Genomic DNA, 16,238 nt, shown 5'->3' on the forward strand with positions numbered 1-16,238 from the left:
TCCTTGTCTTTTTGATAAATACTTTTGCTACCGCTGCTGGACGAACTTGGTGTATGGCTTGCCGCTGGCAGCGATTCCCATTGCGCTGCTGTTCTTCTTTAAGCTGACGGCAAGAACCAAAAGGCTGGCCAGATACGGAATCATCTGGATAAACTCACTGGGCACCGGATTTCCCGGGATTGTCTGCACGTAGAGCTGAATCGCGCTGAACAGTCCGAAGAACATGGACGAGGCAAAGGCCCCGATCGGCGACCAGCGTCCCATAGTAACGGCTCCCAGAGCCAGATAACCACGGCCTGCCACCATTCCCTCCTGGAATAAATTCATCTGTCCGAGGGAGAGAAACGCGCCTCCCAGCCCGCCCAGCACACCGGACAGGATCACGGAGAAATACCGGATCTTGTGAACGGATAAGCCGGCCGTCTCGGCTGCCTTCGGGTTCTCACCCACAGTGATGATCCGAAGTCCGAGGGGGGTGTATTTAAACATACAGTGAATCAGAATCAGTGCCAGAAACGCAATATACACGAAGGGGGACAAATCGGATAAAAATCCTCCCACCACCGGAATCGACGAAAGAATCGGCGTATGCTCCAGGCTCGGAACCTGCGGAGAGCTGCCCTGCTGCCCGAAGACCGCCTTCAGTCCCACACCGGAAAATCCGGTTGCCAGCAGCACCAGCGCCATGGAACTGACAGACTGGTTGCCGCCCCAGGTAATGGAGATCACCGAGTGTATCGCCGAGATTAAAACACCGACCAGTATGGCAGTCAGCACGCCGATCCACGGATTCCCTGTGAGATAGCTTCCCAGAACCGCGCCGAAGGCGCTTGCCAGCATAATTCCTTCCAGACCGATATTGACAACACCGGAGCGTTCTGAGGTGAGCCCGCCCAGGGCGGTAAGCGCGATCGGAGTTCCCATTCGCAATGTGGAAGCCAGCATAAAAATCAAGAAATTCAGCATATTATTTTCCTCCCCGCCCCTTCTTTATGTAATAACGAATCACATTTTCCGCACACAGGAATACGATTACGAGTCCCTGGATGATATCTACCATGTTTTTGGAGACGCCTACGCTGGACTGCATCATCAGAGATCCGCTGCGCATGCTTCCCATTAAAAGTGCCGTGAGAATGATCGCAAATGGATTGTTGCGCGCCATTAAGGCAACCGGGATTCCACTAAATCCATAGTTTGCAGAGAAACCGTTGATGACCTTTCCCATGGTTCCTGTTACTTCAATTCCTCCGGCAAGACCGGCTAACGCGCCGCTCATCAGCAGGGCCAGGAACATGTTGCGCTCCACGTTAATACCGTTGGTGAGGGAGGCATTTTTGTTTAATCCCACCGCACACATCTCATATCCCAATGAGGTGCGGTTTAAAAGGAAGTAGACGACCACTGCCGCTGTCAGGGCGATCACAATGCCCAGATTCAGCACATAAGGCGACGGCAGCAGCTTCGGAAGCATGGCTGTGGCCTGAATCGGTCTCGTGGCCGACGCAGCGCCCTCCGCCTTAAACGGCCCCAGGATTAAGTACTGCACCAGATACTGGCCTACATAGTTGAACATAATGGTACTGATTACGACGTTGACATTGGCCTTCTGCTTTAAGAGGGCCGGGAAAAACGCCCAGACCATGCCGGCCAGCATGGATACGATCAGAACGAAGGGAATATTTAGGATCCCCGGCATCGGAAACAGGGTTCCCGCAATGCCCGCCGCAATTGCTCCCACAAGAAGCTGTCCTTCGGCGCCAATGTTGAATACCGTACATTTATAGGCCAGAGCCACCGCAAGTCCCGTGAGCAGAAGCGGAACCGATTTCGTCAGAGACTGGGTAAATGCCATCGGTGTGCCGAAGGCGCCCTGAATCAGCGCTTTATACGCCTCGAACGGATTGTTGCCGAACAGCCAGATGATAATTCCGCCTGTTATAATTGCCAGAACCAGTGCAATCAAGGAGATCAGAAAATTAAGGCCTACCTCCCGAAACTTTGCCGGCATCTGTTTTCCTGTTTTAACCTGCTGTCCCAACTTCTGCACCTCCTTTTCCTTTTACGGATCCGAGCATCATCATTCCCAATTCCTGGCGCGTCACGCTCTGTGCGTCCACAACGTCGATGATCTCCCCCTTGAAGATAACCGCAATCCTGTCGCTGACCGAAAGAATCTCGTCCAGTTCCAGCGAGAAAAGAAGCACGCCTTTTCCCTTATCCCGCTGCTCCAGCAGTGTTTTCTGAACGAATTCCATGGCACCCACGTCCAGGCCGCGGGTGGGCTGGACCGCAATCAGCACATCCGGATCCCTGGAGGCCTCCCTTGCAATGATGATCTTCTGCTGGTTGCCTCCGGACAGCGTACCGGCGTTTACATCGACACTGGCGCAGCGGATATCGAACTGCTCCTTCATTTCCTCCGCCGTGTCGTGGATCTTCTTGAAATTCAGCCAGATTCCATTTTTCGCAAACGTTTCATGGTACTGCAGGCCCAAAATCAGATTGTTGGCAATGCTGTATTCCAGAACCAGACCGTCCCTGTGCCTGTCCTCCGGGATCAGCCCCAGTCCGTGGTCCTTTCTGTCCCGGATTTTGTCCTTTGTGATGTCTTTCCCATTCATCACAACGCTTCCGCTGTCGGGCAACAGCTTCCCGCATATGACATTTACCAGTTCCTCCTGGCCGTTGCCATCCACGCCTGCAATCCCGAGAACCTCGCCCTTTCTCAGCTCCAGATTGATTGATTTCAGTTTCTTAATTGTTTTGTCGACCGTATAGCTGACATCCCTCACCTCCAGGATGTTTTCCGCCTTCTCAAACTGGCGTCGGCTGCGCCTTCCAAGGTTTACATCACGCCCCACCATCATTCTGGTCAGCTCGGCCGAATCAGTCTCCTTTTTTTCCACGGTTCCTACGACTTTTCCCAGCCGGATCACGGTGATCCGGTCGGATATCTTCATCACCTCCGCCAGCTTATGGCTGATGAAGATTATGGTCTTTCCTTTTTCCTTCAGTTTCAGCAGGATGTCGCAGAATTCATCGATCTCCTGCGGTGTGAGCACCGCTGTCGGCTCATCGAAAATGAGGATTTCCGCTTCCCGGTAGAGCACCTTTAAAATCTCCACACGCTGCTGTTCCGTAACGGATAAATCCGCCACCTTCTTGCCCGGATCGATCTTCAGTCCATACTGCTCTGACAGCGCGCCGATCGTCTCACCGGCCTTTTTCCGGTCCACCTTCAAGGCCGTGCCGATCTCCTGTCCGACGATGATATTCTCCGTCACCGTCAGTTTTGGGATCAGCATGAAATGCTGATGAACCATTCCGATCTTATGTCTGATGGAATCCTTGGAATTGCTGAATTTAACCGGTTCCCCACGGATCAGCAGCTCCCCTTCATCGGGCTGGTACAGCCCGTATAGGATGTTCATCAGCGTTGATTTTCCCGCTCCGTTTTCTCCGGCGAGCGTATGGATCTCTCTCTCTTCAAAGCTGATCGATATATGATCATTGGCAACGATTCCCGGGAACCGTTTTGTAATCCCCTTCAGTTCAATGATGCTCCCCACTAAAGGCACCTCCGTTCTCTGATTTTCGATACGCGGCTATTTCGCATACTGGTAAGTAAAACTGTTAAACTCTTCTTCGTTGGAAGGAACCTTGATTTCTCCGGACTCTACCTTTTCACTCAGTTCGTCGACCGTGCTTTTTACATCTTCGGGGATCAGCTTTAACAGTTCTTCATTGTTTGTAAATAACAGCTTTACGCCGCCCTCCTTCAGGCCCAGGGACATCGGTACGCTCGTATCGAAGACGCCTGTCTCCTGGTATTCCTTCAGTATGGATAAAATAGCCTGGTCTGCCGGTTTTACTACGGAAGCGAGAATCTTATCCGGCATCTTGTCAAACTGTCCGTTGGCTGCGCCTAAACAGTACGTTCCTTCTCCTGCATCCTTGGCTGCATTAAAGACGCCCAGGTTACACGCGCCGGAATACGTTCCGATGATATCCGCACCCTTGTTGTACATGATCTTCGCAACCTCGCTTCCCTGTCCCACATCGGTGTAGCTGTTGGTAAATGCGGACTGAACCTCGCATTCCGGATTCACGGCCTTGACGCCTGCGGTAAATCCGAACTGATAGCGGTACTGCAGTGTCTCGCCAACGGCCATAACGGCGCCGACGTTGTTGGTCTTCGTCATCAGTCCTGAGAGCGCGCCGCCTAAGAATGCGGCTTCATTTTCACGGTAAGCAACCGACATGATGTTTCCGCCGCCGTCAATGGCTTCGGCCAGATACAGGAACTTGACCTCCGGGTTCTCAGCCGCTACTTCCAGCATTCCATCCTTATATTCGGAAGACGGTACCATGATGAAGTTGGCGCCCTGGCTGATCAGTGTGCGCAGGCTGTTTGCAGAGTCGGATATCTCCGGAACCTCCAGCGGAATTCCCTTCACGCCCAGCTCCTTCTCGGCCAGTTCCATTCCGGCGAGTACGTCATCGTTGTAGCTCTGTGTTCCAAACGCGCTGGCAATCATTCCGACCACCAGATCTGATTTCTTATCCTGTTCGCCGTCCTCGGAGGCCGCTTCCGCTTTTCCGCTTGTTTCCGTCTTTTCTGCTGCCGCAGTTCCGCCTGTCGGCTGGCCGCTCTGACATCCGGTCAGAAGTGACAGTCCCATGCCTGCCGCCAGTAATGTTGAAACGATCCTTTTGTAATGTCTCATAATCTTTTCTCCTTCTCCTCTTATATAAATTATAAATGTTAATTACATTTTTCCCAATTTTACAAGTCTGCGCTTCATCTCTTCCATCTGCGCTTCATTTACTAACAGAACGCCGCCCTTCTGTACCGATAAAAGTCCCTCGTCTTTCAAGCTGTTGATCGAACGGTACAGCGTTCTCACGCTTACGCTGAGATCCGCGGCAATCACTCCGTGGCGCTCCCTGATTATGAGCTGCCTGTCCTTTCGGCTGATCTCGCCTTCATTCCATTTGCTTTCAATGTATGCCATTAAATTGTTGGAGGCTTTTAAAAATACCAATCGGTCCATCCTCGTATGGTTTCTCTCCACCACTTTGGCGAGATCCCGAATGACCACCAGGGCCGCCTCTCCGTCCTCCCGGATTTCCTTTAAAAAGTAGTTGCAGTCAATGTAAAGGAGCAGACAGTTTTTTGCAGCAATGATCTGGGAATAGTACTCCTTATCGTTTGATACCAGCTGCGTGATCCCAATAAAAAACGGAGCGTTGACCGCCGCGAGCATATTGGTGTTTCCGTCTGTGGAAACGCGGGTGAAATGGGCCCCTCCCTTTACAACCATAATAATTGACTGAAGCTTATCCGTCGGCCGGACAATATCCTCTCCCTTCTTCACCGTCCGTATCGTGATACATGGATTTAAAAACCGGTCCAGTTCATGGGGTTTCACTGCCTGGTCCTGATTTTCTACGTATGCAACTCGAAAAAGCTCTCTCAGCTGACCAGATGTTTTTTCTGTCTTCATTTTCTGGCTTCCTTTCTGTACCTTTTTGGTCTGCATCATTATATCACAACGAACTGCTTATTTTTTCTTGCTTTCTGTAGCTTTATCATACACGCCAGTCAATTTTACTGCTATGACACATGTCATACCTAAGCTATTTTTATATTTTGTATCTTTTTTATCTCTATTTTTGTGCATTTTGTATATGTTAAATGCTATATTATGGTATAACAGGAAAATACTCCTGTTACACCAAAAGCCCTCCGGGCAGGATGTGCACTCCGGGCTAAGGATATATGGCCGCTGAAGCGACCGCGCTCCGGCGCGAGAGTCCGGCTTGCCGGACTCTTTATCCTATAAGGTAAAATCTGGAAAATAGAGATTATCAGGTTTGCATAAAGTATATAAAAAAGGAGACTTCTCCACGCATAAACTGCGAGGAAAAGTCCCCTTTTTTCTGTATATCCATGACTCATGTAAGCACAACATTCTGATATCCCATCTCGCCGGCCCATGCCGCCAGCTCCCGCATCACCCTGTCGTCAGGCTCCGATGCGCCGCTCAGCCTGCCCCTGACGCCGAAGGGCCGGAACCGGATCAGCCTGACTCTTGCTGTGACCGGGCTTCCCATGAGACCGACGATCCCTCTCAGCACTTCCTCGTAATCACTTTCCCCGGAAAGACAGACGATGCGGATCTCCTCCAATTTATTTTTCCTCCAGAGAAGCTCCAGATTTTTTTTAACAACGGCATTGTCTGCGCCCGTCAGCCTCCGGTAGACCTCTGGATCCCAGCTCTTCACGTCCAGCATCACGCCGTCGCTAAGCTCCAGCAGTTCCGGATAGAGGGAGAAATCCACCATCCCGTTGCTGTCGATGAGGCAGGACAAACCGGCTCCTTTGCAGAGGCCAAACAGCTCCTTTAAAAATTCCGGATAGAGGCAGCATTCTCCGCCGGATACCGTAATGCCGCGGATAAACGGCAGATTTCCGGATACTTCCTCATAGACTTCCTCTGCGCTCATCTCCCGGATCTTCGGAGAGGCATAATTCGGACAGACGGCTATGCACCGGTCGCAGGAAACACATTTTTTCTCATCCCATGACACCATTTTACCATTCAGGGCCAGTGCTCCCGCCGGACATCCGTCCACGCAGATACCGCATCCTGTACATAACTTCTGCGTTTCCGGGTTATGACAATACGCGCAGGAAATATTGCAGCCCTGAAGAAACACGGCGGTCCGGCTGCCCGGGCCGTCTACCACACTGACCGGGATGATCTTATTGACCGGGGCTTTCACGCCATACGCTCCTTTCGCATCTCCAGGTGATTGGTGTCGTAATTCTTACTGCCAAGCACGGTGGTGTTCTGAAGAACGACGTCGTGGTTCCTGTATTTTTCCATCTCGCTGCGCTTCACAAGGAAGCCGGTGATCCGGACCAAATCGCTGTCGGACGCGTAGAAGCTCATGTATTTGACGCCCAACTGGAATGCCCCCTTCACAATGTCCACCAGCGCTCCCGGATTCTTCCTGGCCGTGACGGCAAAGGGGAAGATATCGCCTACTCCCGTCGGGAAGTATTCGTGGAATCTGGCGCTGTGACGCAGGTGATCCAGCAGGTTCTCCGGCTCATCTCCCACAGGAATACGCACGCCGGAGGTGATTCCCTTGTCGCTGTCTAAGCCGACCTGGGCGTGAAGAAGGAAATGGCCCTGGCCAATCTCCGAATAAACAGCCGGAAAATCCGCCGCGAATTTCCGAATGATCTCCATGATCTGCAGTCCCAGTTTATCTGCTTTTTCACTGTGTCCGTACCGATCTCCCGTGTCGGCCATCAGAGCGTTGACACATTCCGCCAGTCCGGTCACACCGAACATGCCCACGAATTTTTCCCGTTCAATCAGCCCTTCCCGCACCAGGAACGACGACTCGAAAAAGCCGGAGCGCTCCACGAGGAACTTCACCCGCTCATTCATATAGTTTCCCACCGCCTCCAGGCAGTCGGGAAGCAGCTCCTGTAAGAACTGGTCGACGGACTCCGCGCTCTTGACCAGCTCGGTCAGTGTAATCCTCGACAGCGTGTAGGCGCCGCCGCCCACCGGAAGAATGTTATAGCAGCTGGAAATCCCGTATTCACAGGGGTAGGTGGTGCGGTTGTCTGCATCGTTGCAGATCGCCGGATTGGCACAGGTAAGGGAGGTTGCGACGGCCAACTCCGCATACTCATCCGGGGTGACCTCCGGATCGTACTTTAAAGTCAGGTTCGGAACGGTATTCTGAATATCCTTTTCCAGTTCCAGAATTATGCGCCCCGCTCTGGTCGGTCTCGATCCCAGATTGGCATGACAGAAGCTGTCTGTAATCGTCCTGTCCAGAAAGATCAGAAACAGCCTCAATTTTTCCTTCACCACATCGTCCGCCATTCCCTCGATAAACGGCTCGATCATGGTGTCCAGTTCTCCCAGATATACGGGAAATCCCGTGATGGAGGGCACATGATGATAGAGGATCTGAAGTCCCGTGAGAAGCTCGTCAAACGTCTTCGGAGGCTCTACCCGCAGGAATTCGCTCCCCTGTTTCACAAATTTCTTATAGTCCGGCATGATATACCTCGGGCGGTAGGGCGCATGTCCCTCAAACAAATCATTCAGAGCACCCGTCTCAAAATACTGCCTGGTCTTCTGCGGAATGTCCAGTACGGAAAGGCTGTCTTCCGCTTCCTTCGCCAGTGAAAATACCTTCTGCTCATACGTTAATTCTTTGGATGTGAGCACATCCAGTACCCGGTTCTGTTCCATATGATCCTGTCCTTTCTTAAAGCTTCCGATTGTTTTCAAATGTTCCATTGATTCGATAGGATCATTATACCATTACAAAACCGACGGTAATATGACAGGTGTCACATTATAAAGGGGATTAGCCGAAAAATGTAAACGGCCCTCCGCTTCCACAATGGGATACGAAGGACCGTTTCAGCCCGTCTCTATTTTTCCGGCACCAGGAGAATTTCCTCTTCCTCGCGCACAAAAAGCGCTCTGTGATTCCTGTCGAATTCCGTGATATGGCGGATAAAGAATTTGGAAATGCCGCCTACCAGGAAGGCAGCGGCCACTGTGCCTTCTCTGATCCCTTCCACATGTCCCAGACACAGAACGGAAAGAAGAACGGCCGTAAGGACAAGGCTCATATCAAAGCATGTCTTTACAATGCCAAAATCCCAGTTTTTCCTGCGTGATATCGCGCGGACGAGGCCTTCTCCCGGAAGAATCAGTACATCGGGCACCACCTCCAGCGCTACCCCCAGTCCCAGGGCCGCACATCCGGCGAGAAGCAGAAGAACCTTCTGTACATAGAACACCGGAGTCCAGAATGACAGCACCCACATCCAGCCGTCGATACAGGCGGAAAAGATCAGCGTAGCCGGAAGCTGCAGCAGCTGTATCTTTTTAAAACTGCGCCCCAGAACGAGGCACTCGAAAAGAAACAGGGTACTGTTTACCGCCAGTACGAAGACTCCCAGGCTGTAAGGAAAGATAAACGTCAGGACATAGGACGGACTCGTAATCGGAGACGTCCCAAGCTCCGCCTTTGTGATCATGCTGATTCCTAAAGCGGCCACAATCATTCCATACAAAAACATCCGGTACTTTTTCATTATCACGTGATGATCCATGCGCGCATCTCTCCTAAAAATTATTTTTGTCTTCTAATTTTTTTTGTTATTTTATCATAACACGAAAAAATGCACACTTCAATGGACATTGTAGCTTAACATAGTATTGAAAAATCATCACATTGCACAAAAATATTTTAGATCTCCTAAAAATTTTTTAGGTTCAAGTCACAAGGCTTTCCTTCCGCGTTTTGCCTCAAACGTCCTGCTCTGGCAGATTCACAGTGAAACGTCTGTCTCGATAATCCGGGAATACCGGATCAGCGGATACTCGCCGTCGTGGCTTCCGAACTGCTCTCCCGCCTCCTTATCCCGTCCCGTCAGAATCCTGTTTACCCCTGCTCCGGCCAGCAGCCGGACCAGCTCCGTTTCCTCTTCCTCCAGGCAGACCAGCCTCGCGGTCTGAAGCCGTCCCCGGTCCTTTCTCAGGGTCTTTAGGAGTTTCTCCCTGTTCATCGGCTTCACCCAGCAGCTGCCGTACATCAGCGACAGCTGAAGCCCCGGCTCCTCCGACAGGGTGACGCTGACGCCGCGTCCCCGGAAGATGCGTTCCCCCGTCATGGCGGACTCCAGTTCCTTCTGGTAGATCCGGATGGTGCTGCATCCCCGGAATCCCACTTCTTTATTCCCATACTCCTCATAGGAATGTTCCAGCAGCCTCAAGAAACGGCGGCTGAAATCCACGGCCTCCCGCCCCTCTGCCTCCACATAGATTCCCTGGCAGGAGCTGCACAGCAGCTGGCTGGTCCGTACCATGTGATCCGCGATGGCCTGCAGCGCTTCTCTGTTGCTGCGGCCCGCTTCGGTGACATAGGCAAAACTGATGCGGTGCCCCCACTCGATCAGCTTCGTCCCCGCGGGAGCCAGGCTCCGGATTCCCCGGATGGCCTCGTCGCCGCCCCACGTGCACACGCCGTCGGAGAGCGTTAAGAGCTTTAAGAGCCTCTCCCGATCCCCGGAGGGAATCCGAAAGGTATAGATATAGTCCGCCAGCACGGGCTCGATACGGATCAGCTCCTGAAGCAGAAACACCGAAAGCCCGTCGTCTTCGGAAGAGAGCTTCAGGAGATTGATATTGCCAGCCAGAAGACCCTCCAGCACGCTGTAGGCTCCGATTCCGGTCATATTGCCGGCGGTCACGTGCATGAGGACGCCCAGAGGCATGAGAAAACGGTTCTGAAGGCCCAAAAGCTCTGTCTTCACCCTTCTCTCCAGCGTATCCTCCCGCAGGAAAGAAGCCGCCTGACAGATTCCCTCTCTCGTCAGAAGCTTCTCCAGCCCGCGCGCCCGGATCTCGCCGTCATACGCGCCTCCGGTCAAGAGTCCGGCTAACCGGCCGCAGGCTCTCATTACCACGGTTCTGGAGAGAGGGGGCTTCTCCAGTGCGGCCGCTGTCTTTTTTTCCAGATCAATGGAATGCACTACGTCCCACCTCCTTTAACAGTTCTCCCGCACCGGCCGCGCAGGTCCGGATATCGGGGACACCGGTCCTGCCGATGATCTCCAGGTACGGCGCCTCCATTCCGCAGCCGCATTCACAGCCGCGGTGCAGGACGCCCAGATCATCGGTCAGTATGCTCACCAGAGGGATACTTTCAACCAGCGGACTGATTAGATTAACCAGTCCCGCCTTTCCATAGCCGACTGGTTCCAGCGTATCCACATCCCGGATTACGACGCGGCTCGTGGCGGGAACATGGAAATGGTGGTTCGGACAGTCACAATATACGCCCGGATGCTCCACCGCTCCGAAAAACTCCCGGAAATGACTCTCCGGCACACCGAGATGCCTCTCACACAGCCGGTATAGTTCCGCCTTGTCCACCGTCTCTTTGTAAAACTGCTTCCAACCGCCGCCGACCATAATCATGGAATGCCTGGGCAGGCGGAGAAAGATTTCTCTTCTCTCCATCTCCTTTAACAGGAAATAGAGGTATGCCGGAAAGCCGATAATCCTCACCGGAACCCTTCCTCCGCTGTAACGCCGGAGGGCTGCCATCAGCCCCTTAAAATCGGGCCGGTATCCGTTCTTTCCCTTTCGCAGCGCATACCGCCGGCTCAGCGCCGGGGCAAACATCGTGCTGAGCCGCTGGGTCTTGCTGATCGCCGTCTGATTGTCCTTTCCGGGCGGAAACCCCAGAATCACACAGCGGACAGGACGCAGGGAAATCAGCCCGTGGCGGGCGATGACCCGGCATGCGGCGATTCCACCGAAGAAAAGACTCTTTTTGTCAAATCCAATATGGCTCTTCACTCCCTTTGTCCCCGAGGAGGTAGCCTTTACCACCATAGCGGATTCCGGCATGGAATGCAGATCGTGGTACTTAAAAAACAGGGTCGGAATGCACGGCACCTCCCCCGCATCCGTCATTCGTTTTCCATCATCCCGCGAGAATCCCCGGCTCTCCAGAATTCGCCTGTAATCTTCGCACTTTAAGAGATGGCAGTCCACATTCCTGCGGACTGCCTCCATAAAAGCTCTGTTATTCTGTTTATGATCATAGATATCCCTGCAAAAACACAGCTTAAATCTGTAATCCATCCTTTTACTCCCGTCGTTCTATTCGGTCCACTCCGGGAACCACTGGCCTTCATTCGATATGAATCCCGCAAATACCCGGGGCTCTCCCGCGGAATTCTGAGCCACATGACCGCGGCAGTGAAGCTTGATCCACTGGCCCTTCCGGTTTCTCGCCCTGTATTCGACCTCATGGCTCACGGTCCGCCCGTCGCTGATTGCCTGGTTCGATTCCCAGAACCGTTCCCAGTCGGCCGGATGGATGATGGAGCGCCAGATATCGGCTGCATTCTGAATCACCTCACCCGGAAATGCAAACTCTTCCACCAGCTTCCTGCTGTACCGGAAGGTATTGGTCGCCATGTCGCACACGTAGAGATAGTTATCCGTACTCTCCACCAGCGCGTCATAGAGGTACTGCTGATCGTAGTCAAATGCCTCCGGCTTTAAAAGCCGCCACTGGGCCTCCGCTGCCGCCAGCACCGACTCCTTCCCCTGCTGCATGTGATACTGGCGCTTCTGCTCGTACATGCGCTCGTCCACTTCCCGCAGGATATCCGTCACACTCATGGTGTGCTCCGGCCTCAGTTCCAGAATTCCCGTACAGAAGCTCAGTTCATAAGGAATCCGGTCCTGTCTGCGGACAGCCAGCAGCCTCTCTTCCACCAGTTTGATCGTTTCAGCGGCTTCCTGCTCCGTCTTCCCTGCAAACGTTATGAGAAATTCATCTCCGCTTAAGCGGCATGCGAAGTCCTCCTCGGTCAGAACGCTCTTCACCGAGTTGGCAATGACCCGCAGAAGGTTGTCCCCCTCCCGGTGTCCGAACGTATCATTGACTTTCTTCAGGGAATTGACGTCATACATACAGACCGTCAGAATCGTCTCCTGATGTCTCGCCGTATTCAGCATCTCTGCCAGCCGGTTCTTCCCGCCTCTCCGGTTGAGAAGGCCGGTCAGATCATCCGTGCTGGCCTCCTTCGACAGCTTTTTGGAAGCCGTAATGTCCAGAGAATGCTGAAAATGAACGGTGGAGCCGTCTGTCCATTTCATCAGGCTGTCGTAGTTATCGTAGTAGCGGCCCGTCAGAGTGTTAAACTCCTCCCACCGCCGGTAAACGCCTTCCTCCCCGGACTCCGCCAGCCTCTGTACCGGACAGCCGGGGCATCTTCCCCTGCTTCCCTTCTGAAGAATCTGCCAGCATACCTTGCCCACCGGATTCTCCAGGCCAAACGCTTCCTGCATCGTTTTATTCATGAACAGAATCCGGTCCGTATGGATATCGGTCACATACAGATTCGCCTGCATGCGGCCCATCATGGTATTGTATACCCAGTTCTGCAGCATATAGTCTTCATACAGGTTCTTATTGGCAAATGTCACCGCGATAATGGACAGCAGGAACCGGAGTATGGGCAGCTCCCGGTCCGTCCAGTCTCCCTCCCCGGATTTTTTTCCAAATACCGCAAATCCCACAAACCGTATATTATTGCAGATCGGCAGAATCGTCAGATAACCTCCCGGCACTGTAAAAGGTGTGAGCGCCTTTAAAAAGGCCTCCAGCTCCTCACCGGAAAGCTTCTCCCGCATATTCCAGCTTTCCACCAGCTGGGGAAGCCACTGTCTCATGACCGCCTCCGCACCGGTGTCCCCGCCTTTTCTGCTTCTCCAGGAACCAACCTCCTTATAACGCATCTAATTGTCCAGACGGACTAAAAGTACCGAATCGGCGTGCATCAGATGATTGATATAGTCAGCCAGATTCTCCGCAGTTTCCTGCACAGAGTTGGCATCCATCAACAGCGTCTGAACAGAAAGTTCAGGCCGGTAAAAAACCTCCATGGGATCTCCCCCCTTTCCGGAATTATTGTGCCGCTTGTTCTCCGTTTTCCGGATAATCAAAGATATAATACTCGTATGCGTTGACTACTCTGGTTTTCCCGTATGTATCCTCGCGTTTGAACCCTCCGCCGTAGTTGGCGTGAACATGGCCGTGAATAAAATACTTCGGCATATACTTGTCCATCAGATCCTTAAAGCATTCAAACCCCTGGTGGGGCAGATCCTGCATATCGTTAATCTGATATGCAGGCGCGTGAGACACCAGAATGTCAAAACCTTTGTTCTTCTTTAACTTCCACCAGAGCTTTTTAATTCTCCGCTCCATCCTTCTTTCTGTATACTGGTTGTCGGCTCCCGGAATATACTCCATGGAACCTCCCAGGCCCAGAATCCGCACGCCGCGGAACACAAAGATGTCATCCTCGATGCAGACACAGCCTTCCGGCGGCCGCTCCTCGTAATGCCCGTCGTGATTGCCTTTCACATACAGAAGCGGCGCATGGGAGAAGGTGGCAAAAAAAGTCAGATAGGAGGCCTTCAAATCCCCACATGATATAATTAAGTCCACCCCTTTGATCTTCTCGGGTGAGAAGTACTCGTAAAGGGATTTTGACTCCTCATCAGCCAGTACCAGAATCTTCAAACTATTATTCCTCCATCACCGCATTGTCGTATATCGTCAGTCCCTGCAGCCTTACCAGAGACTGTGCTTCCTCCGTGAGCTCATCGAACTCAGGAAGCTTACCCACCACGTTTTCAGCCAGCCAGTTCATCGTGATGATCTCTTCGGGAGAAAGCCTCTGCTCCTCCTCGCACTGAACCGTTCCATCCTGGGAATAGATCGTTCCCACAAACGGCTGGAAGCTTCCGCTCCGGATCGAGTTCTTCAGAAACGTGATCAGCCGGTTGGTGCCGTGCGGCAGATTCTGAGAACAGATGACGTCGATGACATCGGCGGACATACCCCACCAGTAGTTGATGGCCTGCTTTCCCTTCATCTCCTTTACATCGGAGCCGCCGCGGCAGGTGGTATTTACGATTTTCTCGTAGAATTTGCCCCAGTGCCAGATCGGCGTCGCCAGATTCCGGAGTTCTCCATCCGCTTCTATTTTATACAAACCGTATTCTCTCGATGCGGTCTTGGGCGTAATCATGTCTTCCCCGGAGATGAACGTGATTCCTTCCTTCTCCAGTTCCTCGCGGGCACTCCTGTCTTTTACCCTCGCCCACTCCAGATGAACCTTGACATAGGGATTAATCATACGCGCACCGAGTGCAAAGGCGTTGATATTGGCGATCGTTCCGTAGATCGGATAGTCCGCAATATACCCCAGCTTATCGCACTGCGCCATGGAAGCGGCCAGCGCGCCCATTAAGAATTTCGACTCGTACATTCTGGCATAGTAGGTGCAGACAGAGGAGTACGACATGTTGACGGAGCAGTTGAAAATCTTTACCTCCGGGTGCTCGATAGCTGCCTTGACGCTTAAACCGATCATCTGGGAGGCCGTCGTAAAGATCATGTTACATCTGGCCGCGATCGCCAGATCGATGGCATTAGCAATCTCCGCATCCGTATCGGCCTCGAAGAATGCGACCGTCTTTAACCGCCCCTCAAAGGCCTGCTCCAGGTACATACGCCCCAGCTCATGGCCATAGGTCCAGCTGGAGGTCTCCGCGGTCTTCGCGTGAATAAATGCGATCTTCAGCATCTCCGGCTCAATGTTCTGGGATGGGCGGAGCCAGTTGATGATCTTCAGCGGACTGTTATCCGGCTCTTCCACCTCCTCCGGCTGTTCTACCAGGGCGATCTTGCTGCCTCTGGAGGTCAGGAGAAGTTCATCCTTAATCTTCGTCAAATCCTTTGTGATCTCGCCCTCTGTCTTCAGCTTCACCACATCATATCCGAACAACTCGACATAGACAAGGAAGGCATCAGAACACGTCATCTCATAGGAATTTCCTCCAAATGCGCCAAACGCCTTGGAAAACTGGTCATAGGCGGATTTAAAATAGATCCTGTCATCCTCACTCCACACCTCTTCCGGTGCCTTTCCCATGGCCTTTAACAGGCGGTCGTAGCTGCCCTCCTGGCTGAACCAGACATCACAGTTAAAGGAGACCTGATAAAACTCCAGGAATTCATAATAGAGGCGGTTGTCGAGGTCATCCGTTCTCTTGGGGATCAGGCGCGTCACCGAAGCCGTAATGCTGAACGCGCCCACATATTTGAGCACGCTGACACGCTTGTTGCCCTCCTGTACATAGTACTGGTTCATGAACTCATACGCAACGATGGGGTCATGAATCCCTTCTTCTATCTGATGGTCGTATAAATACGCCCATTTTGCTCCAAACTCCGATTTTTCTGCCAGCAGAGGCATAAAATTATTGGCAAAGGCACTGGTTCTGCCTTTTGTTTTCGTTCCCACGATCTTATCAAGCGGGACGTCCATGAGTCCCAGATTCACTTCTGAAATGATATCTGTGTAGGAAAGTATGTCATCCAGCACCGGAAGATAAGGATACTCTCCCTTTGCCACGGAAACCTGATACTGTTTTCTTCCTTTTTTCAAAGCACCTGAATAGTCATAAAGCGCCATAACCGATTCTCCTCTCAGTTTTCCTCTTATTGTATGTTCGTCTTCTACAGTATACCACAAACAATAAATTCGTGAAAGACTAAAGACGCCGTCCGCACCCCCAAAAGCCACG

The 16,238-nt window shown here is 52.4% G+C and carries 14 protein-coding genes; all 14 read right to left on the reverse strand.

Translation table 11 applies throughout. The annotated features are described in order from the left end of the window. Positions 1 to 27: 27 nt before the first annotated feature. Positions 28 to 966 (reverse strand): ABC transporter permease, encoded by a 939-nt coding sequence (locus M1L66_RS18065; RefSeq protein ID WP_187023843.1) that lies wholly within the window; start codon positions 964 to 966, stop codon positions 28 to 30. A 1-nt stretch (position 967) separates the two neighbouring features. Next, complete coding sequence (locus M1L66_RS18070) at positions 968 to 2,041, reverse strand: ABC transporter permease (RefSeq protein ID WP_243270447.1); 1,074 nt, start codon at positions 2,039 to 2,041, stop codon at positions 968 to 970. After that, entirely contained in the window at positions 2,025 to 3,572 is a 1,548-nt protein-coding gene (locus M1L66_RS18075) for an ABC transporter ATP-binding protein (protein ID WP_434687464.1), read from the reverse strand. Before M1L66_RS18075 ends, M1L66_RS18070 begins: the two co-directional genes overlap by 17 nt. A gap of 36 nt (positions 3,573 to 3,608) precedes the next feature. Beyond that, positions 3,609 to 4,730 carry a BMP family lipoprotein gene (locus M1L66_RS18080; RefSeq protein WP_187023841.1) on the reverse strand — a complete coding sequence of 374 codons (1,122 nt, stop codon included), beginning with the start codon at positions 4,728 to 4,730 and terminating at the stop codon, positions 3,609 to 3,611. Positions 4,731 to 4,772: 42 nt separating this feature from the next. Then, positions 4,773 to 5,510, reverse strand: a complete 738-nt coding sequence (locus M1L66_RS18085; RefSeq protein WP_187023840.1) for a Crp/Fnr family transcriptional regulator — start codon at positions 5,508 to 5,510, stop codon at positions 4,773 to 4,775. Between the two features lie 451 nt (positions 5,511 to 5,961). Continuing rightward, the gene (locus M1L66_RS18090) at positions 5,962 to 6,792 is read right to left on the reverse strand and encodes a YjjW family glycine radical enzyme activase (protein WP_187023839.1); all 831 of its coding nucleotides are present in this window, start codon (positions 6,790 to 6,792) and stop codon (positions 5,962 to 5,964) included. Next, a complete protein-coding gene (locus M1L66_RS18095; RefSeq protein WP_432764202.1) occupies positions 6,789 to 8,339 on the reverse strand; it encodes a YjjI family glycine radical enzyme in 1,551 nt (516 codons plus the stop codon). The genes M1L66_RS18090 and M1L66_RS18095 overlap by 4 nt, the downstream gene beginning before the upstream one ends. Positions 8,340 to 8,476: 137 nt before the next feature. Then, a complete protein-coding gene (locus M1L66_RS18100; protein ID WP_117632563.1) occupies positions 8,477 to 9,166 on the reverse strand; it encodes a YczE/YyaS/YitT family protein in 690 nt (229 codons plus the stop codon). Between the two features lie 219 nt (positions 9,167 to 9,385). Next, complete coding sequence (locus M1L66_RS18105) at positions 9,386 to 10,588, reverse strand: acyl-CoA reductase (RefSeq protein ID WP_434687467.1); 1,203 nt, start codon at positions 10,586 to 10,588, stop codon at positions 9,386 to 9,388. Continuing rightward, positions 10,575 to 11,708: an acyl-protein synthetase gene (locus M1L66_RS18110; protein ID WP_434687469.1), complete on the reverse strand. Its 1,134-nt coding sequence runs from the start codon at positions 11,706 to 11,708 to the stop codon at positions 10,575 to 10,577. The genes M1L66_RS18105 and M1L66_RS18110 overlap by 14 nt, the downstream gene beginning before the upstream one ends. 18 nt (positions 11,709 to 11,726) lie before the next feature. Further along, positions 11,727 to 13,376 (reverse strand): diguanylate cyclase domain-containing protein, encoded by a 1,650-nt coding sequence (locus M1L66_RS18115; protein ID WP_434687471.1) that lies wholly within the window; start codon positions 13,374 to 13,376, stop codon positions 11,727 to 11,729. Next, positions 13,377 to 13,523 carry a hypothetical protein gene (locus tag M1L66_RS18120; protein ID WP_434687473.1) on the reverse strand — a complete coding sequence of 49 codons (147 nt, stop codon included), beginning with the start codon at positions 13,521 to 13,523 and terminating at the stop codon, positions 13,377 to 13,379. 22 nt (positions 13,524 to 13,545) lie between these two features. Further along, positions 13,546 to 14,166 carry a metallophosphoesterase family protein gene (locus tag M1L66_RS18125; RefSeq protein ID WP_055652951.1) on the reverse strand — a complete coding sequence of 207 codons (621 nt, stop codon included), beginning with the start codon at positions 14,164 to 14,166 and terminating at the stop codon, positions 13,546 to 13,548. A gap of 4 nt (positions 14,167 to 14,170) precedes the next feature. Continuing rightward, entirely contained in the window at positions 14,171 to 16,126 is a 1,956-nt protein-coding gene (locus M1L66_RS18130; protein ID WP_434687476.1) for a BMP family ABC transporter substrate-binding protein, read from the reverse strand. Positions 16,127 to 16,238: the final 112 nt, after the last annotated feature.

The sequence above is a fragment of the Hungatella sp. SB206 genome (genome assembly GCF_051132295.1).
Lineage (GTDB): Bacteria > Bacillota > Clostridia > Lachnospirales > Lachnospiraceae > Hungatella > Hungatella effluvii.

What these genes read in the sequence shown, in the direction of transcription:
- M1L66_RS18065 (WP_187023843.1), bottom strand. Translation starts at nt 966, where the DNA reads ATGCTGAATTTCTTGATTTTTATGCTGGCTTCCACATTGCGAATGGGA.
- M1L66_RS18080 (WP_187023841.1), bottom strand. Translation starts at nt 4,730, where the DNA reads ATGAGACATTACAAAAGGATCGTTTCAACATTACTGGCGGCAGGCATG.
- M1L66_RS18085 (WP_187023840.1), bottom strand. Translation starts at nt 5,510, where the DNA reads ATGAAGACAGAAAAAACATCTGGTCAGCTGAGAGAGCTTTTTCGAGTT.
- M1L66_RS18095 (WP_432764202.1), bottom strand. Translation starts at nt 8,339, where the DNA reads ATGGAACATTTGAAAACAATCGGAAGCTTTAAGAAAGGACAGGATCAT.
- M1L66_RS18100 (WP_117632563.1), bottom strand. Translation starts at nt 9,166, where the DNA reads ATGGATCATCACGTGATAATGAAAAAGTACCGGATGTTTTTGTATGGA.
- M1L66_RS18110 (WP_434687469.1), bottom strand. Translation starts at nt 11,708, where the DNA reads ATGGATTACAGATTTAAGCTGTGTTTTTGCAGGGATATCTATGATCAT.
- M1L66_RS18115 (WP_434687471.1), bottom strand. Translation starts at nt 13,376, where the DNA reads ATGCGTTATAAGGAGGTTGGTTCCTGGAGAAGCAGAAAAGGCGGGGAC.
- M1L66_RS18120 (WP_434687473.1), bottom strand. Translation starts at nt 13,523, where the DNA reads ATGGAGGTTTTTTACCGGCCTGAACTTTCTGTTCAGACGCTGTTGATG.
- M1L66_RS18130 (WP_434687476.1), bottom strand. Translation starts at nt 16,126, where the DNA reads ATGGCGCTTTATGACTATTCAGGTGCTTTGAAAAAAGGAAGAAAACAG.